The sequence below is a fragment of the Pseudomonadota bacterium genome (genome assembly GCA_039193195.1).
Taxonomy (GTDB): domain Bacteria; phylum Pseudomonadota; class Gammaproteobacteria; order Steroidobacterales; family JBCBZW01; genus JBCBZW01.
Genome location: JBCCWS010000006.1, coordinates 189,243 through 212,486, shown reverse-complemented (window position 1 = coordinate 212,486; position 23,244 = coordinate 189,243). Strand labels below are relative to the sequence as shown.

Annotated in this window: 20 protein-coding genes and 2 pseudogenes; 13 read left to right on the top strand and 9 right to left on the bottom strand. The window is 62.4% G+C overall.

The genetic code is table 11. The features are described 5' to 3' along the window. Positions 1-52 precede the first annotated feature (52 nt). Positions 53-2,170 (bottom strand): hypothetical protein, encoded by a 2,118-nt coding sequence (locus AAGA68_08420; GenBank protein MEM9385072.1) that lies wholly within the window; start codon positions 2,168-2,170, stop codon positions 53-55. A 424-nt stretch (positions 2,171-2,594) separates the two neighbouring features. On the opposite strand from AAGA68_08420, the gene AAGA68_08415 reads away from it, so the two are divergent. The 8 genes and pseudogenes from AAGA68_08415 (at position 2,595) to AAGA68_08380 (ending at position 10,346) form a co-directional block, all read left to right on the top strand. Next, on the top strand, positions 2,595-2,729 hold the full coding sequence (locus tag AAGA68_08415) for a hypothetical protein (GenBank protein MEM9385071.1): 135 nt from the start codon (positions 2,595-2,597) through the stop codon (positions 2,727-2,729). 30 nt (positions 2,730-2,759) lie between these two features. Next, positions 2,760-2,936, top strand: coding sequence for a hypothetical protein (locus tag AAGA68_08410; GenBank protein ID MEM9385070.1), 177 nt, complete (start codon positions 2,760-2,762; stop codon positions 2,934-2,936). A gap of 26 nt (positions 2,937-2,962) precedes the next feature. Then, positions 2,963-3,262, top strand: coding sequence for a hypothetical protein (locus AAGA68_08405; GenBank protein MEM9385069.1), 300 nt, complete (start codon positions 2,963-2,965; stop codon positions 3,260-3,262). Between the two features lie 337 nt (positions 3,263-3,599). After that, positions 3,600-4,211, top strand: a pseudogene (locus AAGA68_08400) (isochorismatase family protein). Between the two features lie 425 nt (positions 4,212-4,636). After that, the gene (locus AAGA68_08395; GenBank protein ID MEM9385068.1) at positions 4,637-6,361 is read left to right on the top strand and encodes a hypothetical protein; all 1,725 of its coding nucleotides are present in this window, start codon (positions 4,637-4,639) and stop codon (positions 6,359-6,361) included. A gap of 130 nt (positions 6,362-6,491) precedes the next feature. Further along, a complete protein-coding gene (locus AAGA68_08390; GenBank protein MEM9385067.1) occupies positions 6,492-8,267 on the top strand; it encodes a hypothetical protein in 1,776 nt (591 codons plus the stop codon). 323 nt (positions 8,268-8,590) lie between these two features. Then, a complete protein-coding gene (locus AAGA68_08385) occupies positions 8,591-9,580 on the top strand; it encodes a penicillin acylase family protein (protein MEM9385066.1) in 990 nt (329 codons plus the stop codon). Then, complete coding sequence (locus AAGA68_08380; protein ID MEM9385065.1) at positions 9,489-10,346, top strand: penicillin acylase family protein; 858 nt, start codon at positions 9,489-9,491, stop codon at positions 10,344-10,346. The genes AAGA68_08385 and AAGA68_08380 overlap by 92 nt, the downstream gene beginning before the upstream one ends. Here AAGA68_08380 and AAGA68_08375 read toward each other — a convergent pair. Together AAGA68_08375 and AAGA68_08370 are read right to left on the bottom strand one after the other, a co-directional pair. Continuing rightward, complete coding sequence (locus AAGA68_08375; protein MEM9385064.1) at positions 10,281-11,033, bottom strand: DUF3307 domain-containing protein; 753 nt, start codon at positions 11,031-11,033, stop codon at positions 10,281-10,283. The genes AAGA68_08380 and AAGA68_08375 overlap by 66 nt on opposite strands. Positions 11,034-11,106: 73 nt before the next feature. Next, positions 11,107-11,826, bottom strand: coding sequence for a hypothetical protein (locus tag AAGA68_08370; GenBank protein MEM9385063.1), 720 nt, complete (start codon positions 11,824-11,826; stop codon positions 11,107-11,109). Positions 11,827-11,961: 135 nt separating this feature from the next. On the opposite strand from AAGA68_08370, the pseudogene AAGA68_08365 reads away from it, so the two are divergent. Both AAGA68_08365 and AAGA68_08360 read left to right on the top strand, forming a co-directional pair. Further along, positions 11,962-12,441 (top strand): annotated as a pseudogene (locus AAGA68_08365) (molybdopterin-dependent oxidoreductase). A gap of 26 nt (positions 12,442-12,467) precedes the next feature. Next, entirely contained in the window at positions 12,468-14,213 is a 1,746-nt protein-coding gene (locus tag AAGA68_08360; protein MEM9385062.1) for a molybdopterin dinucleotide binding domain-containing protein, read from the top strand. 68 nt (positions 14,214-14,281) lie between these two features. Here AAGA68_08360 and AAGA68_08355 read toward each other — a convergent pair whose 3' ends face one another. Continuing rightward, positions 14,282-14,509: a hypothetical protein gene (locus AAGA68_08355; protein MEM9385061.1), complete on the bottom strand. Its 228-nt coding sequence runs from the start codon at positions 14,507-14,509 to the stop codon at positions 14,282-14,284. A gap of 83 nt (positions 14,510-14,592) precedes the next feature. Here AAGA68_08355 and AAGA68_08350 point away from each other — a divergent pair, with 83 nt between their 5' ends. From AAGA68_08350 to AAGA68_08340, 3 genes are all read left to right on the top strand, one after another. Continuing rightward, complete coding sequence (locus AAGA68_08350; protein MEM9385060.1) at positions 14,593-14,727, top strand: hypothetical protein; 135 nt, start codon at positions 14,593-14,595, stop codon at positions 14,725-14,727. Positions 14,728-14,955: 228 nt separating this feature from the next. Continuing rightward, positions 14,956-16,323, top strand: a complete 1,368-nt coding sequence (locus tag AAGA68_08345; GenBank protein ID MEM9385059.1) for a peptidoglycan-binding domain-containing protein — start codon at positions 14,956-14,958, stop codon at positions 16,321-16,323. 255 nt (positions 16,324-16,578) lie between these two features. Further along, the gene (locus tag AAGA68_08340) at positions 16,579-17,334 is read left to right on the top strand and encodes a hypothetical protein (GenBank protein MEM9385058.1); all 756 of its coding nucleotides are present in this window, start codon (positions 16,579-16,581) and stop codon (positions 17,332-17,334) included. Positions 17,335-18,038: 704 nt separating this feature from the next. Here AAGA68_08340 and AAGA68_08335 read toward each other — a convergent pair. The 5 genes from AAGA68_08335 to AAGA68_08315 all read right to left on the bottom strand — a co-directional run bounded on the left by AAGA68_08335 (position 18,039) and on the right by AAGA68_08315 (position 23,228). Beyond that, complete coding sequence (locus AAGA68_08335) at positions 18,039-18,725, bottom strand: RES family NAD+ phosphorylase (GenBank protein ID MEM9385057.1); 687 nt, start codon at positions 18,723-18,725, stop codon at positions 18,039-18,041. Further along, positions 18,718-19,134, bottom strand: a complete 417-nt coding sequence (locus tag AAGA68_08330; protein ID MEM9385056.1) for an MbcA/ParS/Xre antitoxin family protein — start codon at positions 19,132-19,134, stop codon at positions 18,718-18,720. Before AAGA68_08330 ends, AAGA68_08335 begins: the two co-directional genes overlap by 8 nt. Before the next feature lie 422 nt (positions 19,135-19,556). Next, positions 19,557-20,189: a hypothetical protein gene (locus AAGA68_08325; GenBank protein ID MEM9385055.1), complete on the bottom strand. Its 633-nt coding sequence runs from the start codon at positions 20,187-20,189 to the stop codon at positions 19,557-19,559. Positions 20,190-20,264: 75 nt separating this feature from the next. Beyond that, the gene (locus tag AAGA68_08320) at positions 20,265-20,750 is read right to left on the bottom strand and encodes a type II secretion system protein GspG (protein ID MEM9385054.1); all 486 of its coding nucleotides are present in this window, start codon (positions 20,748-20,750) and stop codon (positions 20,265-20,267) included. Positions 20,751-21,704: 954 nt separating this feature from the next. Then, on the bottom strand, positions 21,705-23,228 hold the full coding sequence (locus tag AAGA68_08315; protein MEM9385053.1) for a serine hydrolase: 1,524 nt from the start codon (positions 23,226-23,228) through the stop codon (positions 21,705-21,707). Positions 23,229-23,244: the final 16 nt, after the last annotated feature.

The window sequence follows — 23,244 nt, the reverse complement described above, 5'->3', positions numbered from 1 at the left end:
GTCGGGCGGGCGTTTCCCGCCCCCGGGGCGGCGCAGTAAGCCCCTGCTGCGCCTACTGAACCGTCGCGGCGATGTTCACGGACACGCTGGCCTCGTTGCCCAGGGGGAACCCGTTGTTGTCGCAGTCCCACCGGCCGTTCGCATCGATGAGCGCGAGTCGACGGTCGCCCGTCGTTTCGTTCGTGCAGAGCACGTTCTGTAAGGTCAGGCCGTCGGTGCCGCCGGTGAGCACGGTCGTGAGGCTCACGCCGCGTACGGTGATGGTGATCTCATCCCCCGTCACCACTCCGACGCCGTTCGCCCCACAATCGATCAGCGTACTCACGTTGGGTGGAGGATCGGCAAACACCTCGGCCTCGCCGGTGGTGACGTTGCGGCATCCGATTACCCGCGCATCGGCCCCCGCAAAGGTCGTGGTCGCGATAGGAGGCGTCAGCGTGGCGAGTTCGAACACGGGCGGGAAGCCGTCGCGCGTGCCGTACACCACGTAGGTCTCCCCCGCGAAAAGCTTGCCGTCAGGGCTGGCATTGAAGGAGCCGACGAGCACATCGTCGATGCCGTCCGCATTCACATCGCCCGCGCGGCTGACGGCGCTGCCAGCGCGATCGTCTTCGTCGATGCCCACGATGACGAACCCTTGGCTACCATCGCCCGCGGCGAGGGAAGAGAGCTCGAACTGCGCGGGGAACCCGCTCTGGCGGCCGAATACCACGTAGGACTCACCGGCGTTGATTTTGCCGTCGACGTCCGCGTTGTCGCCGCTGATGATCACATCGGCGATGCCGTCGCCGTTGACATCCCCTGCCCCGCCGACACGGCGGGCGGAGTCGTCGGCGGCCTCCACGCCGTTCATGGCGAAGCCCTCGGTGCCGTCACCCGCGAGCAGCACGCCTAGGTCGAATACGGGGGGAAAGCCGGTGGTTCGGCCGAAGATCACGTAGCCCCGGCCGGCGCCGTTGCGGCCCCCCGGGTCTGCGCTGTCCGCGCCGATCAGGATGTCATCGATGCCATCGCCGTTGACGTCACCGGCCTCGTTGACCGCCTCGCCGGTGCCGTCGAAGGCGTCGGCTGCGCGCACGGCGAACCCCTCGGTGCCGTCGCCACCGGGTAAGTCGCCGAGGTTAAGCTGCGCTGGGAAGCCGCTGGCCCGACCGAAGACCACGTAGGTCAAGTCGGGGCTGGCCAGGGAGCCAATGCACAGATCGCCGAGGCCATCGCCGTTGATGTCGCCAAGCCCGGCGATGGAGTAGCCGAAGCTGTCGCGCTCACCGGCACCGTTCAGCACGAAACCGGAGGATCCATCGCCCGTGGCCAGGTCAGCCAGTTCGAACTGCGCTGGGAAGCCGGTGTTGCGGCCGAAGACCACGTAAGCCTCGCCGGTGTTGTAAACGCCGTTCGGGTCGGCGCGGTCTGCACCGATGAAGATGTCCTGGATGCCGTCGCCATTCACATCCCCGGCGCCGCCTAGGGACACGCCTGTCTGATCTTCGACGTCGATCCCGTTAAGGACGAATCCCTCGCTGCCATCCCCGGTGGCCAGCGTGCTGAGCTCGAACTCCGACGGGAAGCCACTGATGCGGCCGAAGATCACGTAGGCCTCGCCGGCGCTTCGCCGCCCGCCGGGGTCCGCGCCGGCAGCGCCGAGCACGATGTCGTCGATGCCGTCGCCATTGACATCCCCGGGCACGCGGCCGGTGCCGGCCAGTTCGTTCCCCAAGACATCCACCATATCGATGCCGTTGATGACGAACCCTTCAGAACCGTCGCCCACGGCCAAGGTGGAGAGCTCGAATTCACTCGGGAAGCCACCGGATCGCCCGAACACGACGTACGCCTCCCCGGCGCTGCGCATGCCGTTAGGGGCAGCACCGGAGGCGCGAATCAGTAGGTCACCGATGCCGTCACCGTTGACGTCACCTACGGCGCTGGATCGGCCCGCACTGTCGCCTGCGTTGACGCCGTTGAGTACAAAGCCGGCTTGCGTGCCATGGGCACTGGCGGGCAGCTGGGCGAGCGCCGCTTGCGGCACGCCCGTGGCCATGGCAGCGGCGCAGGCGATGCTCAGCGTGCGGCGCGGGCATGCGCGTGGTGCGGGTGCGCGGGGAGCCGCAGCCGCGCTGCGGGTGACCGTGGATGCAGTGGACTGGCGCGATGGGAAGGGGTGGGCCATGGTGTCTCCTCATCCTTGTGGGGGCTATGGTGCGCCGCAGGGTTAGAATCCTGGCTAGCAGAACGGGAAGCTCAATCGTAGTGCTTGCATGGTACGTGGAGGCGGCGTGCCTTGTCCGCGCGCCGGCGATGAGCGGTATTTGCTGGTCGATCGCGAGGTTGGCCCTTGCTGCAGGGCCTTCGCTATGAGCCTACCCGGTGCCGATGCGGCCTCCGCTCCCGACGAGGTGCCGCGTCTGCGCCCGGGTCAGAGTGCCTTCCCGCAACGGCGCGCAGAGCGCTGGCGGATGTGGCACGATCTGGCGCATCGTCCACTCCGTTAGAAGCGACAAGCGCGAGTTTGGCGTTTGAATTAGGGTCGACAATAGCCGATTCGATGCCGGCTGCCCGAGAGCTACGGCGAAGCTACAGACACCCGGCACCCGGTGGTGTACGCCACGGACGGCGCCTGGCATATGGAGATGTTGTCCGGCGCGGCGCAGTACATGCTGCCGAACGCCATCGTTGTGATGATCTCGTGGCAGAAGAACGCGAAGGACGATTTCGAAGGTGATGAGTGACCCCACATCAGCCGCTTCCGCGACTACACGGTGGTCCCAGCCTCCGATCCCGAGGTGCAGGCCAACTACAAGGTGGGTCAGGGTCGCAACCATCTGACGCTCATTCGCGATGACGTCATCAACTACGTGGAGGCCAACTACGCTGCGGACCCGGCGCAGCGCATCTACTTCGGCGTCTCGCTGGGCGGTTCCTTCGGATTCTTCTAGAAGCGCCGGACACGTTCACGCACGACGTGCTCGGCAGCCCCGCCTTCAACTCCGGGAGTCTGGAGTTCGTCCAGGGTCTCGCGGCCAAGCGCAAAACGGAGGGTACGGCTTTCGATGCCAACGTTTACGTTAGTGTTGGCGAGAAAGAAACGGAGGCCATGGCCGAGATTCAGGTGTTGATATCAACGCTGGGGGGAAACGGCAGTGCCGGCCTCAAGCTGCACGCGCTCGAGGTGGTCGAGCGGTCAGGTCATTCGGAGGCGTTCCCGGTCACGGCGGTCCGCAGCTTCAAATGGCTTGCGGACCTGCCACGGTCGACGCTTTGATGGAGCCTGAGCTGTCCTCGTCGACGCGTACGGCTCCCACCCGCGTGATCTCGATGCTGCCGCTGGTATGGCTCAGCACGTGGACGAGGCCGGGCACGTCCCGCACCTGAATCGATCCCGTCTCGTCCTCGATCTCTGATCAAGGCGGAACCTACGGAGATGAAGACGAAACAGAGCACCTAATTGAGCATCGGCTCCTCGTCGGACGAGAAGGGGGAGAGGCTTGCCAATTGCGCCGACTGACCTGCGGCGATGCCACCGATGACGCTGGCGAGTCCGGCGGCGATGAAGTAGACCCAGACGAGCAGTCGGGGAGAACGCCGAAGGGTCGTTGGCCCAGGGCTGGTGCCCGAGCTGCGGTGCCCGGCGCATGGCAGATACGTGGGCGCTGCTGGTGGAAGAGGTGCTACCGGCGGTGCCGATCCGCCAGTGGGTGTTGAGCGTGCCGTTCCCGCTGCGAATTCTGTTCGCACGCGAGCCCGAAGCGATGGGATCGGTGCTGCGCTTGCTGGAGGTGGCGCGCCCGCTTGGGGTGCCGGTGGCGAAGTGCTACACGGCGTACGAGTCTAAGCGAGACATTCCGTACTGGAAGGTGGAGGTGCTGTACAAGGACTTCTTCTACAGGCATCCCTCAACGGAGCTCGATGAGCGGATCCACGATCCGGACCACGACTTCACCTTCTGCAAGACGGCGCCGTCGATCTTCTTTGAGACGCCGTTGAAGACGTTTCTGATCAAGCATCAGGTGGATGCGGTGATCATTACCGAGTGCACCACCAGTGGGTGTATTCGGGCGTCGATTATCGATGCGTTCTCCAACGGGTACCGGGTGATCGTGCCGGAGGATTGTTGTGGGGATATGGCGGAGGGGTCGCACCATGAGAATCGCGGGATGTGGGGCGGCGGTATGCAGATGTGGTCACCGCTGAAGAAGTTATCGCTCATCTAGCTGCAAACTAGGTTGGCTCTGGCGGCGTCCTTGTGGTGGGGTGGCAGGTCCGTTCGGAGCCGCCAGAGGCCCTTCCCCGATGCTCAATCCCGCGTCTAGCCAACAATCCCAGGTATTGGGTGAAAAGGGGCGCGTGGGCGCACGGTAGGGTCATGCGCGTCTGCGCCTCCTCCCATCGAAGCGGAACCGAAGGCGCCTCCTCGAGAGGCGCGACGCGAGCTCGACCCGAGCTTGGCGTTCCAGTTTCAGCGCTATCGATGACCCCAGATATCGCGCAGGCATCTGATGGAATTCATTGGGAGCTTAGGTTGCTATCAACATAGCCAGGAGCTAGGATCCTGCGTCAATGGGGTCCTGAGTTTCGATTCTCTCGCCGTGCGAGGGCGAAGGTCTGCGACGCCAACTGAGACTGGGAGCGGTGTCTAGTGTTCTGCCGTCCTCGCTTTATCGCTAGCTTGCTCAGCGCCGCTGCCCTTGGCCTTGTAGGGGCTTCCGTTCCTGCCGAGCGGGTGCCTTACGTCAAGAGCGCGTGCCGTCTCGACGATGCCGGCATCGTGAGTCCGTCAGGGCTGACCTTTGACTCAGCTATTCGGCGCTTCGCTGTAGTAGACGATGTCCGTGCCGCAGTCTCGATTGTCGGATTCACTTGCAGCGTGGAATCTGAGTTCAGTACCGCAGTCTTCGGTAGCGATGATCCGCAAGGCGTAACCTATAACTCGGCTACCCAGCACTACGTCATTGTGGATGGACGCGCGGCGGAACTCTATGTCGCAAATTCCGACGGGTCTTTCGTTGGGTCATGCGATCTAGCTGAGCTCGGCGTCGTCGATCCGACCGATGTGACCTATCGAAATGGCGCCGACGCCTACATCGTCACTGATCCCACGCTCGATGAGGCGGTCGTCGTCCGGCTTGGGCAACTGGGCGGGGAGCCCTGCGTTCAGCTCAATAGCTTCGATCTGGGGGAGATTGGCGCGACAAGTGCCCAAGCTATCGAGTACGTTGCGGCGCTCGACCAATATCTGCTGGGCGATACCGCTGTCGACAAGGTGGGCTTGTACGATACTAGTTTCTCGGTGATCGACACCTTCGATACCGGGGTGGGTTACGACTCCGCGAACCTCGAGGGAGTCACCTACGTGGCTTTTCGAGACAGCGTCTACTCGGTCGACGCTGAGACGAAGCTGCTCACGGAACTCGACATCAATGGTACTGCGGAAGATCTCTGTGTCATCGGCGAGCGCTCAGTGGCGGGCTTCTCTTACATTAAGTCGACGAATCAGTACATCTGGGTGAACAACTCGACTAACCTCGCGGTCGTGGCGGATGCCGAAACTTGCGCCGTGGACCGCACGCTACCTGTGGCGCCGAGTGTCTCCGATATCGCCTACGTATCTGCAGACAACCAGCTTGCCGTTGCCAGCAACGGAACCGTTACTTTGCTGGATTTCGACTCCGCCGTTGAGGAAAGCGTATGCAGCTTGCGGGAGGTGGGCCTCAGCGCTGTGTCCGGCATAGACGCAATAGATGGCTTGGGTCAGTTTGTCGTTGTGGATCGAGATGCCAACGCGATAGCGGTGATTGACGCCGAGTGCAACCTGCTTCGCACGGCTTCACTTGAGCGCAACGGAAGCCAGGTCGTAGCACGTGCTCCGGACGGGGTGGGCTACGACTCAGCACTTGGTCGAACCTTGGTGCTGAGCGGAACAGACCGAGTGTTTGTTATCGACAGTAGCGGTCGGGCTCAGACGGACTTTTACCGGGCGGGGGCGGGCGCTGATGAGGGGATCGCTAACCTCAATAGCGGTAGCGCCTTCTCTGTGCTGGTCGATCGGATCTTTGAGCACGCGATCATTCGTTTCGATGTGCCACGGATTCCTCCGGTGGGAAGTATCTCTGGCAGCTTTAGATCCACAGCGCTAGGCGTCGACGTTGTGCTGTTCGACCGCGGGGAGGGGCGCGTTACCGGTGCCGTGTTGCTGCCCGATGCGCAGCTCCCGGTGTTCGGCCAGCGCACGGGCTCTCGCGTTTCCCTGAGTTTTGAAACAGCTGAGGGTGCACCGGGGAACAGTAGTGGAAGCGTGTCTGCAGATCTTAACGTCTTAAACCTGAGCGCACCGCTCGGCGTGTTAACACGAAACCTCGATTAGTGTTCCCTGCAGCTACTAGTTGGGCTTCGTCCAGGAGGTGGACTGCGTCGCATCCGTGGCGGCCGCGGATTGAACATCTCGGGTGTTAGCCTCTCGTACCGACGCGATCGACCCCTCAAGGATGACTCTGATGTCCAACCGTTCAATGCTTGTCATGCGCGCTGTCGTGATCGTGGTTCTGGCGTTCATGGCGGGGGAAGTACGCGCGGAGCGAGGGCTGTTCTTCGAGAACTTCTGCAGCTTCAGTACTGGCGGGGTATTCAATCCTAGAGGGGTTGCTGTAAACACGTCGATCGATCGCCTAGCGATTCTGGATGAAGAGACCGCCAGCGTTTACCTCACCAACTACGACTGCGAGATCGAGGCAACGTTCAGTATTGGGGACTTCGCGAGCGAGGAGCTTCAGGACATCGCCTACGACGCAACCAATGACCAGTACGCTATCCTGGACAGCAACTTTACCCAGAGTAACCAGGAGCTCTTCATCGTCGATCGGACGGGGGCGCTCGTGGGCTCATGCGATCTATCGGCGCTCGGCAGTGGGTTGTTCACCGGTCTTACTCATCTCCCAGAGACGGACACCTACCTGGTCGCGTTCCGGTCTGGTGACGTGCTCATTACCCTTGATCGCAGTGAGCTCAACGGCGGGCCTTGTCAGGAGGTGGGGAGGATGGAGATTGAGCCGCTACCTTTCGCCGCCCCCAGTGGCATCCAGTTCATCCCTGGGTTGAATCAGTACCTCGTAGTGGATCTGGGGATCAACGGTAGATCGCAGGTCGGTCTCTTTGACGCAGACTTCGCGCCTATCTTTAGCTTTGAGCCGTTTTCAGTCTACGGTCCTGGCAACGTTGTGGCTGTCTACGTGGCGGCTAGGGACAGCATCTTCATGGCCAATCCATCGGACGAACTATTCGCGTCGTACGACCTGTACGAGCTCGATATCAATGGCACCGTTTCCGAACTTTGCGATACGGCGGCCGTTTCCAGCGATACCCCGTCCGGGGTCACGTACGTAGGCGCGACCAACAGTTTGGTGTGGGGGGACGCCGGCAATGACCGCGTGTACGTGGCTGATGCCGATACTTGTAGCCTTCGGCGCGTACTCGATCTGTCCGGTGTAGTCGAAGTTGCTCAGATCACGTATCTTCCCTCCACAGAGCAGTTGGTGGTGGTGGATGGAAGCACCCTCAACTTTGTGGACTTTGCATCTGGAGTTGTCCAACGGCAATGCTCTGTCGCAGAGCAGGGTCTTGTCGTATCGGGTATTGATGCGTTCGTTGGTCTTGAGCAACTGGTACTCAGCAGCGGTGAGGCGCTTGCGGTCATAGACACCAATTGCAACTTACTTCGTACCTCTTCGCTTCTGGCAAATGGCACTCAGGACGCTATTGAGGGCGCACGAGGGGTGGCCTATCAAGCGGCATTCGGTCGTGCGGCAGTGGTCAGCGTTGCGGGTGGCAACCTCGACGCTATGTACGTAGTCGATAGTAACGGCCAAGTCGAAGGGTACTTCGTACTGGACGTTGAAGGGCTTGTGACGGCCTTTCGAGTTACCACCCTGGGGGCTGGGGACTTGTTCGCTATTTCCGATAGCAACCTGGACACGATTTTCCGCGTGAAGATTCCAGCGCTCGGCGAGCCCACAAACATATCTGGTACTTTCCGCTCAGCCTCGCTCGGCGCAAACGCGGTCTTGTTCGATCGCGGTGAAGGCCGCATCACTGGGGCCGTACTACTGCCGACCGGTCAGGTCCCTCTGTACGGACAGCGTACCGGATCGCGTGTGTCCATCACGTTTGAGACGCCAACGGGCACACCTGTGGTCACTACTGGCTCAATATCTGACGATCTCAATACCATCTCACTCGGGGTGCCCCTCGGTGAACTAACTAGGCAATTCGAGTGACCGTTGCAGGATAGCGTACTGATCGTTTTCCCAAGCGGCTTGGTGCCGACCAGAGCGACTCTAGGGCTGAACGGAGCGCCGGACCATTCCTTCCGAAAGTGGCGTATGGTCCGTGCATGAAGTAGCTCATCCTCAGCACCGCCGCAGTGCTCGCCGTCATCGTCCTCCTCCCCCTCCCCCTCATCTACATCGGCACCGTCCTACTCCGCTCACGCAACGCCTGCTGCTTCACGCGGCGGATGCGCGAGCCTCCGAGCTCGCGGGTCTGCGACCGTTCCAAGTTCGGCCTATCGTAGAGGAGGAGCGAGCAGCGAGCGCCTCGATTGCGCCCATCAAAACACCGCTTATTCTCCGACAGCTGGCTCCTTAGCGGCGAACACACCACCTCAGGGATGCCGCTCCTGGCGAACGACCCGCAACTCCCCTCAACCCTGCCGAACTTCTGGTATCTCACGCACCTTTCAATCGCCGGTGAAAATCATGTGGAGGCGAGCCTGCCTGGTTTACCGAGTATCGCGGTTGGGCGAACGGACCATATCGCCTGGGGCATCACCGACGGCAACGTCGATCCGGCGGACCTGGCCCTCGTACACGGTGATCCAGACGCCACGCGCTACCGGAGAACGTCCGACGGCGTGTGGCAGCCCCTTAACGTCCGCGACGAGGTATTCCAGGTCCGCTTTGGAAATGAGGTCAAGGAGCGCGTCCTCGCCACGGAAGAGGGCGGCACGATCATCCCGAGCAACCAGATCAGGCCGGCCTTCTCGGAAGATCCGGACGCACTCGTGGAGCTGCCGATCGTCCACTTCGAGGGCGACACCTCGCTCTCGGCATTCTTCGCCCTGAACCGCGCCAGGAACACGGCGCAGGCCGTTGACGCGCTCTCCAGGTTCACGGGACCGTCCCTGAATTTCATCATCGCGGATGTCGACGGGGAGATCGGCTACGTGTCTGCTGGCAGGTACGCCGAGCGGCAAGGCGATGCGGGCCAGATCATCGATTATAGGCCTGCCGATGGATCGACCTGGTCACCGATTGCCTACACGGACAACCCACAGACGATAGGGCCGAACAGCGGCCGCATCGTCGCCGCGAACCAGCAACAGGTCGGCGATAGTTTCCCCTATTACCTGAGCGACGCCTGGGCCGACCCACACTGCGCTATGCGAATCCACGCGCTCCTGGATCAGCAAGGAAAGCACGACGGACAGCTTCCTGGCGATGCAGCGAGACACCTTCCTGGAACCCGCCAGCCGAGCGGTGCCCAAGATGCTCGAAGTCGAGCACGACGCACTCACGGACGCAGAGCGTGAGATGCTCGACGCCTTGCAGCAGTGGGACTTCCGCTTCGAGAACGACTCCGCGGGCCCAACGGTCTTCATCACGTGGATGCGCTTCTTCCACGAGGAACTCGCCGCGGACGAGCTTGGCCCTGCCATGTGGCCCGGGATGAGGAGATCGCCGCTGCCGCCGATTGCCCTGGCAGTGCTGGAGGGCCAGAATGCGCGGTGGTTCGCGCAGGCGGGCGACAGCCCAGTGCCGGACTGCTCGGCGGTGCTGCGCCGGTCCCTGTCGCGCGCTGCCGAGGTGCTGGCGACGCGCCTGGGTGAATCGGCGACCGACTGGCGGTGGGGTGACGCCACACCGATGACCCACCCTCACCAAGGCTTCGCCGGCTTGCCGTTGCTGGGGCAGCGGTTCTCGCGGGTTGGCACCTACCCGGGAGGCCCGGATACCTTGATGATCAAGAGCATCGATGCCTCGAACGCACCGAGCTTCGCTACGGCGGACTTCACCCCATCGCTGCAAGTCATCTACGACCTATCGAATCTGGATGCCTCGAGGTTCATGCTGAGTACCGGTCAGTCGCGGCACTACCGCTCGCCGCACTACGATGATTTCCTGCCACGCTTTGCGGCAGGTGAGCGATTCACCGTCCCAACGGAGCGCAACGCGATCCAGGCGGAACACACGCTGATTCTCTCGCCGGCGGGTTGGGCTCGGGAGAACGCGCTACCCGCTAGCAGGCGACGTCAGCCAGTAGTTCACACCGACCTGCGTGAGAATCGCCACCAGTAAGCCCCAGCCGAAGCTCATGAAGGTGCCGATGATGATGTACTCGGTCATCTTCCGTTGCGTGGATTCCTTTACGTCTCCAAAGCGTAGTATCGACTTGGCCGTGATGAGAAAACCTACGCCAGCGGGTAAGCCCGCGAGCATCAACAGCATCACCAGTAGACGTTCGAGATAGCCGATGTAGCGGCCGCCGTCGGTGAGTCCTTTGATCTGCGTTGCCTGGCGGTCCTCGCTGATCTCGCGCGAGAAATCGTCCGTGGCTTTGGCAATGATGATGGCACCGGGCTGCAGCGTGGCGATCAGGCCGCACAGCACCGTGACGGCAGCGAAGGCGAGGGGGAGGTGCGCTGGGTGGAGTTGAGCCCACCAACCGTGTTGCCAGGCATCGGGGAACGCGACGGCGAGGCCTAGGATCACGGCCAGATGCACGCATTGGTCTAGCAGGAACGCGCCGAGCGTGTTCCGCAACAGGTAGAGCTTGACGGCGTCCATGAGCGTGTGGGTGGCCACCAGGATCGCCAGTAGCGGCCAATGCAGTGTGCCCAGCAGGGCACCCGCGGTGAGTGCGACCACCACGATGTGGCCGAGCAAGAAGGGGAATTGGCGTTTGCGCTCGATCAGCCAGTTCGGTTGCAGTGGGAAGTCGGCCAGCAGGTGGGCGGCCAACAATAGTACGCAGGTTTCGATCACGATGCCGTCGTCCTGGGAGGTGCGGGACAGGCGTTTGGGGCTGTCTGGGATGAGACAGGTGATTGGCGCTGTTTCATCGGGTGTCGTCCGTGATGAGCAAGGCCGGCCAGTCGCAGTCTTCGAACAGGCGCAGGGCCTCGAGTAAAGCACGGTAGTGGGCGCTGCGCAGGGCGCTGGTGACGGTCTGCTTCTTGACGGGCTTAGGTAGCAGGGTGCCGATCTGCTCGTGGGTGGCGTCGGGGTGCAGTAGCGCCACGGCGACCGTCTCCGCTTGCCGGGTGGTCCAGTCGCGAGCCAGCTCGCTACACAGGTGCATGACGACGGGGAGCCACTCGGCGGCCCAGCCAACGTCGTGGGGAACGGCGGCAGTGAGGTCGAAGTAGCCACTCATGCGGTCCAGCGCGTGGCCAGATAACTCGAAGGCCTGCCCTGAGGAGAGGGAGGTCTTGCGACGGTTCACGCGCCGTGTGGAGCCGATGCCGATGGCGATACGCGTGTCGCCTAGGGTTGCGGCACGCAGGCGCGCACGCAACAGCAGGGCGAGGCGCAGGGCAGTGGCGGGGCTGTCGAGGAGGAGTTGCCAGGCGTCGCCTCGGAAGAAGTCGGGGGCCCCAGGCACCTTGTGGCCAGTCGCTTTGGCGTAGTCCTTTGCCCCTTGACGGATCACCCGCTGGGCGGCGGCGAGTTCCTGATCGTCAAGAGCACGCGATTCGATGAGATCGCCGGTGAGTACGGCGTGGAGCGTTGGGGTGGTCGGCATGGGCATTGACAGTGGAATTAGTCTGTCTAGCATCAGACAGTCGAATTCGTATGTCAAGTGGACTCCGACGACCACCACGTGCCAGGGCCGCATACCAGGCAGCGGAGGACCGTCGGGTCGCGGGGGCAGTACACTGACCTCATCGAAGGACCCACGGAAGCTGAACGCATGAGTGCCTCGCCCAGCACGGAGCCACACGTCCACTATCGCACCTGTCCCCTCTGCGAGGCGATGTGCGGTTTGGCCATCACGGTGCAAGGCGATAGCATCACCCGCATTCGCGGTGACGCCGAAGATGTGCTCAGCGCCGGCTATCTATGCCCGAAGGGGGTGGCGCTTGGGGAGCTGCACGACGATCCGGATCGTTTGCGCGTCCCGCTGATCCGCGATGGCGACGGGTTTCGCGAGGCCACCTGGGACGAGGCCTTCGCCCATGTCGCGCAGGGGCTGCGTCCCTACCTCGAGGATACTGCGGCGCGCCAGGCGATCGGCGCTTACGTCGGTAACCCTAACGTACACAATCTCGCGGGCGGCTTGTTCCTACGCCCGCTACTCAAAGCATTAGGTACCCGCAATATCTTCTCCGCCTCTACGGTGGATCAGATCCCCAAGCAGCTCGTCAGCGGTTTGCTCTTTGGGGACCCGTCGGCGCTGCCTGTGCCCGACGTGGATCGGTGCGACTATCTGCTGTTGCTTGGGGCCAATCCGTGGGCGTCGAACGGCAGCCTGTGGACGGCCCCGGGCCTACCACTGCGTCTGAAGGCTCTGCGCAAGCGCGGGGGCGATTCGTGGTGGTGGATCCCCGGCGCACGCTCACGGCGCGCAACGCCGATCGTCACCTGCCGATCACGCCAGGCACGGATGCCTTCTGGCTCCTCGCCCTCGCCCAGGAGATTCGCAGTCAGGGCCTGGCCTCCCTGGACCGCCTGGGGGCCTTCACTAGCGGGCTCGACGAGCTGGATGCAGCGCTTGCGCCCTTCACTCCTGATGCCGTCGCGCCAAGGTGTGGTATCGATGCGAGCGTCACACGAGAGATTGCTCGCGAACTCGCCGCGGCGCCGCGCGCCGCGGTCTACGGGCGCCTTGGCATCCAGGCGGCGCGCTACGGCACGCTCGCCGCGTGGGCGACGGAGTTGCTCAATGTACTGACGGGCAATCTCGATCGGGAGGGAGGCGTGATGTTCCCCCTCGCCGCCCACGAACGGATGAGCGATGGCCAGGCGGGGGGGCGCGGCTTTCGCACGGGCCGCTGGCGCTCGCGTGTCAGTGGGCACCCGGAGGTCATGGGGGAACTGCCCGCGGCCGCCATGGCCGAGGAGATCGAAAGCCCTGGGCCCGGTCAGCTACGCGCGATGCTGACGGTGGCGGGGAATCCGGTCCTGTCCACCCCCGACGGCGCGCGCCTGGATAGGGCGCTCGCCACCCTCGATTTCATGGTCAGCGTCGACATGTACCTAAACGAGACCACGCGCCATGCCCAGGTGATTCTGCCGCCGCCTTCTCCCCTGGAGCGTGATCACTACGATGTGGTGTTCACGCGTTTCGCCATCCGCTCGGTGGCCAACTACTCGCCTCATTCGTTTCCGAGCGATACCCCCTCGGAAGAGTCCGTCCTGCTGCAGCTCGCGCACTTAGCAAGCCACGGCACGCTCGCCCACGAGCCGCGAGCCATTGAGGAAGCCTACTTGCGAGGCGCTATCGAACGGGAGCTGAGCAACCCCAACTCCCCGATGTTCGGTGCTGAGGTGGATGAGGTCCTGGCAAGCCTGACCGGCGAGAGTTTGAGCGAGCGCTTGCTCGATCTGCTCCTGCGCACGGGCCCGTTCGGTAGGGGCTTGGATGGTGGAGGCGATGGCCTCGACTTGGCATCCCTCAAAGCCAACCCCCACGGCATCGACTTCGGCCCCCTGCGGGAGCGCCTGCCCGGGTACCTGAGTACTCCCTCGGGCACGATCGAGTTTGCCCACGACAGCATTCAGGGCGAGTTGGCGCGCGCTCGCGCCGAGTTGGAAGGGGTGGCGGATGCACGCTGGTTGCTCATCGGTCGTCGCGACGTGCATTCGAACAACTCGTGGATGCACAACCTGCCGTCACTCATCGAGCGCCCGGAACGCTGCACACTACGGCTGCACCCGGACGATGCGGCGTCGCTCGAGGTGCGGGACGGTGGGCTCGTGCGGGTGCGTTCAGCGGTAGGCGAGGTGGTGGCGCCCGCAGAGGTCCACGAGGAGATGCGGCGGAGCGTGGTCAGCCTTCCTCATGGCTACGGCCACGGCCTCAGCGGTGTTCGCCAGCGTTACGCACGGTACCACGCGGGTGTGAGTGTCAACGATCTCGTGCCCGGCGAACTGGATGGGCCTTCGGGCAACGCGGTGCTCAACGGTGTCGCAGTCAGCATAAGTGTGCTCGACAAACCGTGAGGCCCGCGGCGGCGGGCGCTGGGACCCGCCCGCCGCGAAGCTAACTGAAACAGTTGCCAGTCAGGCGATCAGGGATACAGATCCCCGTCATCCCCGCTGTCTTCCCGCCAGATGGTCCAGTTGTCGAAGGTACCCCCCAACCCCAGACGCCCATACCACTTGATCTGCAGCAGATCCGGCGTGCCAGACAAGTTGTCCTGCCCCACGTTGCGCCCGTAGATAGAGATCGGCTCGGCCGTCGTCGTTGCCATCACCAATCCGGTGCAGGTCACCGCGGAGCCAGCGTCGAAGTCCATCTCGAAGAGCGTGCCGAACTCGCTGCCGGTGGAGTAGCGGCCCCACCGAGGCGAAGGCTGACCGCAGGGCGGGTGAGCTTCGCGTGATCAACTTCTGGCAGGGGCCGCGGGTGCAGTGGACGGCTGGGCGAGTGGAGAAGTTGCACGCAGAGCTGGGGCGCTTTTGCCGCTTGGCGGAGGTGGACGCGAGGATGTGGGAGATCGATCCGCCTGGTTGACGCGCTCACCAGCCTCGCGCCCGCGCCACCCATCGATGCGCTTGCCGCAATTGGCGAAAGGCTGCACTACAGTCAACCGAAAAGTGTGAAACCAGCTCCCTCCCCCCGCGTTCGCCGTTAGATATCTCCACTCAATTCACGAGTCCAACTCAGCCCCTTTGGCCGTCACTACTCCTGTAAGCGGGTGATACCTCGCCCGACGCGATCTGACACACGGAGACTCAGAGAATGCCTAACATCACCATCTACTGGGATGGATACGACGGGTCCGGAGCCCCCAGAGCCAACATCGAAGTTCTCGGTCACTCCACCCCCATCGAGATCCCGGAGGAAGCTTGTGGATTCCGTCTAACGAGACCCGACGGATGGGATGAACCATGGTGCTTCTTCCGCTTTGGAACGAAACAAGTACTTGAATATCTGGGAGTAACCTACTCGTCAGCGTTCGCCAGCCGTTATCAAGTGCCGCTGGTAAGTGAGTTGGAGGCCCGCGGACCGGTGAGGGGATGTGATAGCGGTGCCTTCACATTCACCACCCAGTTGGACGGTGTACCGCTCAGCGTGGAAGATCCCATCATCGCTGGCGCAGGGTCCTTTACCGCGAGCTTCAGCACCGAGAGGCAGATCACCTGGCTGAACCATAGCGGCGTGAAGCTACCCAAGCCTACGGAGATTCCGCCACCTGAGCTGCCGGACCCTACAGATGTCCTTCCCCCTGAGTTCTTTGAGCAACCGCCATCCCTGGAAAGTTGCATCAGAGACTTTGATGGCGTTTTTCACTGCACGGAGGTAGGCACACGAGCGCAGGCTGTGGCCGACCTCAAGCCTACCTTGACCGCTGGGTTTGGGAGCTTATTGGCACGTCGAAGTGAGGAGATCCTCCCTCGATTCACCGTTACCACGACGCCTGATAGTGCACCCACGACTCACGCGGCCAGTGAACCAGCCACGGTTCCCTGCCCAGCGGAGCTGTTGCTAACAGCGACCTTCACGAAGGCGCCTGGGATAGCAGCACATGAGGTGCGATATCGCTTCCACTTCGCCAACGGGCCGGTATCCACCGTATTCCGGAGAACTGTCGACGGTCCAGTGACGATTACTCACAGCGTGCCGCTGCCCCTTCCGCCACCGGTGAGCGGAGGAGGAGGATCATTGCCGTCTCGCCCGACTGATTCGTTCGCGGTGTACGTGCCCCTACCCGATCAGGTGCCTTCACCCCGGACGCCACTGCGAGGCGCCTCTAGCTTCCAGGTGGAGCCGCTACCCGAGGGCGAGCATCGCGGTTCGGTTCAGCTAGAGATCCTAAATGGGGCGAACGGCCCGATACGCACGGAATGGGTGCAATACCACATGCGCTGCGAGGTCGCCTCGTTGCGCCCCCTACTCACATTAGGCAGCCGGGGTCCTGGTGTTCACTCATTGCAGACGCTGTTACGGCGCTCGCCGCTAAGCGACGCCCCATCCCTTCGGATCGACGGCGTGTTTGGCCCGCGCACGCAGGCAGCGGTGAAGACATATCAGAGTCAGCGCCCCCTAAAGGTGGACGGCGTAGTGGGTAGGCGGACGTGGGGCCAACTGCTGACGTCCATAGAATGAGGTAGGTACGCATGGCAACTGGGTGCGGTTGGGGTGAAACGCCCCGCACCCCGTTGCCAGCGGAAAGCGGCGTGGTGTCGCCGAACAATGCGGGGGAACTCCCTTTCGATTGTGAGCTAGGCGACCTCGTTTGCCTCACGCTGCGGTCCGACTGTCTATCACCCGGCGACACAGTTTCCGAGCGTTCTGCGCCAAGTAACGGTAGACACCTCATAAGGTGTGTCTCCACAACCGCTAACAACAGGGAAGCCTCCAATGCGATCAACACTTGCGGCTCTGCTCTCTTGCATCGCGATCTGCCTGCCAACGATCGGGACAGCGGGACAGATCGGTCTCAACGATTTCTCGGGATCTGAGACGGTTCAGGATTTCACCGGCACCCGACAAGCCGCACGGTCCTTTACGCTCGATGGCGTGACCTATACGGGCACCGGCGACAACATCGGCTCGCTGGACACGTTTGATCGCTTCGGTTTCTTCGGCGACGTGCCCGCGTCGAATGGCGATATGCTCGCTAACAACATCGCCGAGGGCAACTTCACGATGGACTTCTCCCAGGTGGTCAACCGAGTTGCTTTCTATCTGGCGGACTTCAGGTTCGCGACGTTTTCCATCTCCATCTTCGACGACACGCAGCAACTGCTGGATTCGTTCTCCGTAAGCACCGGGGCGGGGGGCGTGTTTTTCGGATTTGAGTCGCTGCAGGACATCTTCCGCGTTCAAATCGTCGAGATCGTGGTGGTAACGGCGTCATCACTGTGCTCGACGACCTACGCTACGAGGCGTTCGCAGTGCCCGAGCCCTCCGCGCTGGCGTTGGTTCTCACGGGATTCCTGGCGATCGGTTGGCGCTCGAGAGGCCGTCGGACCCAACTCGGATAGCGCGCGAGTCCCCCTGGGGGCAACACAAACCCCCGGTAACAGCGCTGCTGCTGGCTGGATAGGTGGGGATGGTGCACGCGCGACGGCGCCCATCCTGATGGCTCCTACGCTGCCCGTAGGGTCCAAGTGACGAGCAATATTATTTGGTCAGACCATCGAGCTCGACAGAGCGACAAAAGCAGCGACAAGAAAACCAACCGCGACTGCCAAACCCTCCACCTCCTCTTGAGCGATTGCTGTGCCACGCGTGTTTGATCAAGGGTCTTCTCCACACGAGAAGCTCCGTACACCGTTCAAAAACATAGTTGAAAAAGGACCTTCGGCCGGTCAACACATACCTTCTCGAGGCTGGTGAGGCACGTCAGCACCTGGCTGAGCTATTGGAAAGTGTAAGCACCGCAAATCGTCGCCACCGACCGAGGATAAACGAGTCAGCGGATAGCAGGACGGTGATGCTCTCTGTCGGTACTCTTACGTCGGAGGAACTCGCAGTTGGTCAGTTGGCGAGACGCGTGGGGTTCTCGGTGAGCGTTTCCTACGGATCGACGAAGAACCTGCTGAACGAACCAAGACCCTACGCTCATTGAGCAATCGATCATGGCGCAAGGTAAGGACCAGTCCGCTCTAACCGATTTTCCCCCTAGAGTCACAACACCGACCTGCAACAATCCTGCTCGAGGCCCGCAACTAGCAGCCTTCTTCTCGAGCCTCGACGGGCGCAAGTGGCGAAATCGCACCATCGAGCCAGGATCAGGCCACTTATCGAGCTCACGCGCTCAGGTACTTGGATAGCGTTCTTCCCCCTGCGTGTCGCCTCGGTTACTCCCAATCCCTCTACAAGACGCGTATGTCGGAGACAGAGAAAACTCGATCGATGCGATCGCCGTTCCAGCAGTACTTCAAATGCTGACTCTGTATTGGCAAGGAGACAGCCGTCGGCTCAAAGGCCGCAATGCACTTCCCGGGCGTTCGGCGAGCACTCCTGTACAGCAGCCCGTTCGATCCGCTGTCACGCAGTTCAGCTCCCAGACGCTGGCACGCTGGCCACGTAGCTATATCCGGGTTGCTCAACGCCTGATGTGCGCTCCCGCGAATGTCATGCATGGGAAGCAGCGCGGTCCCTGAATAGCATCGCATCTCAAGCTCGATGGCGTCCTCCTGCGTCTCTTTTAATCGTCTTTCCTGATGAAACACGGTCTCCGCGATCGCCGTTTCTTCATCGAGCGAGGCGTAGTAGACGCCATAGTCACCGCGACTGAACCGACTTTCCCTGCCGAAGTGCGTGAACGCGGCCATCACGATACTCGCCCCTGGGCCAGTCACCCACTGCGACTTGTCGACGAGGAATAGGTTTCCGGCCTCAGCCCTGACGCGATCGTTGGTTGCCGACTCCAAGGCGAAAGCGATCTCTAACTCTTCCGGGTCGACCAGAGCCTCGAACATTGGGATGGGAGGAAAGCGTGAGGGAATGATCCGAAACTGGGGCGTGTTTTTGAGGTCCTTACGCCGGATCTTACCCACGCCAGGCATCCAGATGCCGATGCACTTGGTAGAGATCGTCCACTCGCCCTTGCAACATCACATCAAGCGCCGACATCCCGCCGAAGGCAGCATTTGGCCGCTTAACGTACCCGTCGGCGCGCTCCGCCACGGGAAACAGAATGTGAGTCGCCTTGTACACGCCCATCAGGACACTAATCCGCTCAACCGTATCGGTAGGAACGCCAGAAACCTTGCCGTCTCGCCACCGGTAGAACGTCCGCTCACTAGGGCCTCCAAGCAACACCAGAGACTGGTCTCGTGTCAGTTCCCAACGGCTAGCAATACCGAGACAGGCCCTTATTGCCACACGCCGAATCTCCGTGGGATCGAGCTCGGCCAGTGGCCGCGGCGCGGGGGCTTCGATAACAGGGGTTAACGGTGTTGTCATACGCTTCTTATTATCCAGATATGCCGCAATTGGCAATGCGCTCCGCCCGAAGTAGGGCAGTTGCCGAACGCATACCCAACACCTCTACACCATGTAAGCGCGAGAAATAAGTAGGCCTTTCATTGCCCTAGGGAAGCTACCTGTGGTGCACGGAACGAAGTAGGCTGGCGCGAGGTGTGCGAGGACGCAGGTTTCTAGATCGATTCGCTGGTAGACGAAAGCGCAGGCCTCACGCAGGTAGTGCGCGAGTGGAAGCGTCTCCTGCTCGTGCTGAGTGCCGGTCGCGCCTTTGCCGCGGACGCGATCAGTCTGCCTTTCGAGCTGGAAAGGCTAAGCGTTGGCTGGACCGCTTTAAGCAGGCCGTGAGCGGCGGTGCCGTGCGCTACCTCAGGCTGCAGCTGCGCCCAAGCTGAACGTAAGTGCTACAACCAATCCGGTAGGTCCCGGCGACATCCCTCATATTCCTGATAGAAGGCGTGGCGGGAGAGCTCAGCGGTTTCCTGCAGCGCTGGGAACGGTCGCGTCGCCTCAAAGAGGGCCCGTTCCCAGCTGCGCCGGTCGCTGAAGGCAAAGGGGTCCACAATCGGCGGAGCCAGGACAGGTAACGCCTCGCAATCACGAACATCTACCAACATCCTCGCCGCCAGAGCGCTGTTGTACTGATACACCTGCTCCGCATAGCCTAGATTCTTTGAGATGATGGCGCTCCCGTGGCGGCCGGCGACTATCTGAACGTGAGACGGAATCTCGTCGACGCCCTGGGGCAGGATCGGCACCCAATGGGCCTGCGTGTCGCATGGCGCACCACCTGCGCGACACACCCGATACAGACCACCACCATCCACGCTGACCTCGGCGGACGTCGTGCTCGCTACCGGGCGCCATGGCACCGTACCATCGGGCTCGAAGCGTTCGACGATGACCGCCTGCCCGCTATTGGCCAGGGCGAGGACGCAGCGACCGCGCTCTCCTGTGGCTTCACACTCACCGACGCTCGCTAAGAGCGGGGCCGCCAAGGCAACGATGCCACAAACCACCCAAGATATCTGATTCATCACACAGCTCCTGTACGACGCGCTCGTTAGTGCTTCCAGTGTCATCGTGCCGAGCGCCACAATCAAGACGCGCGCCTACCTGACGCCGCACCAAGCCCCGGATGGCGACCCGTAACAGCGATCCTCGCGACTCCAGTTCCCCGTATCGCAGTTAAATCCTGTGCCGCCAACGAGGCCGTCGGCCCCATTGCTCCACACGTAGAACGGCAGAACTTCCTGCACATGAGCGGGCTGGCGCGTCGCGTAGTGATAGGGCCTTCCCCATTGGTCTGCGGGCAGCGCTGCAACGTAGAGGCTTACCGTGCCAGGAGGCGGATACACCAGCTCCTCGAGCTCTGTCGGGAGTCGTTCGTGGTCAAGGACGAACAAGTTCACGGCCGACGCGAGAGCTCGCACGTCGGAGATCGCTTTCGTTGAGGCCGAGTCCGAATGAGACCCGCTGCTGCTGACGAAGCAGCTGATGGCCCACAGCAACACCAGGGTCCCAAGCGCGATACTCCCCCATCGCCAGGGGCGCCAGTCTCTACCCAGCATTCGCAGTGACTCCAAGGAGGATGACATGGAGGGTTATCGTCGCCGGCCCGTAAGGTGGGTTTGGCAAATCACAGGAAAATGCTCGCGGTACGTCGCCACTAACCCAATGACGGCCGGAAACGCTAGCCTTGGGGAGCATGCCCGCGCGGGGAGATAAGCATTGCAGACACTAACGCTTGAGCCAGTCGGGTCCCTGTTTCTTGCCGCGGCGCTAAACTCGTGCGACGCCCTCGTCGGAGACAAAGTGAGCGTTCACCTCGCCCCGAGCACGCCTGAGGACTATTGGTAGGCTCACTATGAGCTCAGCGGACCCTCGGCGCGGCCGAAATGGAAAACTCAGCCTTCAGGAGAGTTGGAGTCAGCGCCCTTGCGGAGCAATTCTGCAAACGCAATCTAGAGATTGCGAACTCTCCGCTCCAATCGTAGGTAGTACGTATCGAGGAAACAGAAAATGACGATCGGGAATGCCGCGACTGGCATCGCGACCGTGATTCCTCTCGAGAGTGAATACCAAAACTCCCCTGGTGATCCATCACCTGTCCCATCTCCACATGACCTTATCGGTGAACACTTGCTCCAGGCGCTCGGCCAACGGCTCACCACCCGGCCTCGTGCAGTCGATTCGCGTCGCCGATGAGCAACGTGACTGCAACCAGTCCACGAAGGCCATCTTGCCAACTCCTGCGCCCGCATGGTGGCCAGGCATCCCGGTCACATCGACACCCGGATGCGCATCACTACCGCACAGGTAGAGCCTGTTTACCGGCATGCCATAGTTGCCGCGCCAAGCGTGGGTCCGGGGCTGTAGAGCCGCCTAACGGCCAATGCACCGTGGAAGCCGTCCCCCGCTGGTCAGTCCGAGCATGCGGGCTAGAGTTGTGGGGCTCAGCGCTACCTACCCCAGGACGCTATCGGCGAAGCCAGGTGCATAGCGATCAGCCGTGTTGATCATGCGGCGTGCGACAGGGAAGAGGCGGGTCGTTAGGGTTCGGCGTCGGCTGTTCCCTCGCTCGGCTCCCGCGCGAGCGTGTACGACTCCCCGGACGGCACCACCAGCACCATCCCGACCACGTCATCTCCCTCACTCAAGAACTCCATGGTGATCGGCGCCACCTTCAGGAAAAACTCGGTAGGCGAGGAGGCGAAGAGCGGCGCGTCGCCATCGCCACCCTCGACCCGCGCTAACAGACCCATCTCACCCAGGGTCACGGTGATCGGCGCCTCTCCCGCGTACACGCCCACGTAGCGCGCAAGCATCTGACGGGGGACGTCGATCTCGTCGCGCTCGACAAGCCGATAGCCGCGAGGCACGGGTTCCGCCAGGACATCCCACGCGTAGGCGCGCTGGACCCGCTTGCTGATTTCCTCGATGAGCGCGCCGCCGCTATCGGAGTTGGTCATCACGGCCAGGCCGTAGCCCTTTGAGACGTGCGCAACGATGCGGGCGCGAAATCCCCAGTTGGAGCCGCCGTGGGAGAAGTACCAGCCCTGGCCGTCCTGCTCGATGGAAAAGCCGACGGCGAAGCGACCGACGCCCACGGGCGTGATCATGCGGCGCGCGTGATCGGTATCGAGCACCCGATTCGATTCGCCTGCGACGGACTTCTGCACCTCGATGGCGAAGGTGGCCAGATCCGTCGGCGTGGTCCACAGGCCGGCGGCGGCGAGTTCGGGGTAGACATGCCACGGCGCGGCCCGGGACTCGCCTTTCGCCGAGTGCGCTCGCGCCGCCTTCTCGGCCCACGACGCGGGCAACGGCTGTTCGTAAGTGCTCTCGGCCATGCCCAGTGGCTCGAGCACGCGCTCGCGCATGAGCTGAGCAAACGGCATCTCTCTTGCGTCGCTCAACACGAGCTGTTGCAGCATGACGCCGCCACCGGAGTACTCGTATGCCACGCCCGGTTCACGCTCCATGAAGATGCGAGGTACGTTCGACGGGGCCTTGCCCTCGAGGATCTCGATCGTCGTTGGGAGGTCTTCACCTGGTGGGTAGCCGGGGAAACCGAAGGCATCACCTAGGCCCGAGGTGTGACTCATGAGCGCCGCCGGAGTGACGGCACGCTGCGAGGTCATGCCTTCACCATCGAGCTTCCATGATGTGAGGATCTCATTCACGCCCTGATGCAGTCCGAACTTGCCGTCCTGCACAGCCTCGAGGCTCGCCATGGCAGCAACGGGTTTCGAGATGGAGGCCGCCTGGAAGAGGGTGTGCGTGTCGACTCGGCGACCCGTGACCACGTCTGCTACCCCGTAGCCTTTGGCCCAATGCACTTGGGCGTTCCAAATTACCGCCACGCTCGCACCGGGCACGCCGAGCTCTTGGAGCAGATCGTCGACGGAAAATGCGCCGAGACCCTCGGCGTGTTCGCCTGACTGCGTCCCCTCGATCGCCTGGCGTGCGGCTGAGGGAGTGATTGCGTGTGCGGCTAGCGACGCTACACCCAAGGCGGCTGCCACAAACAGTGGGCATTGCGGGCGCAGGGACGTTAGGGGTTTGAGGTTCATGGCAGCGCTCTCTTCC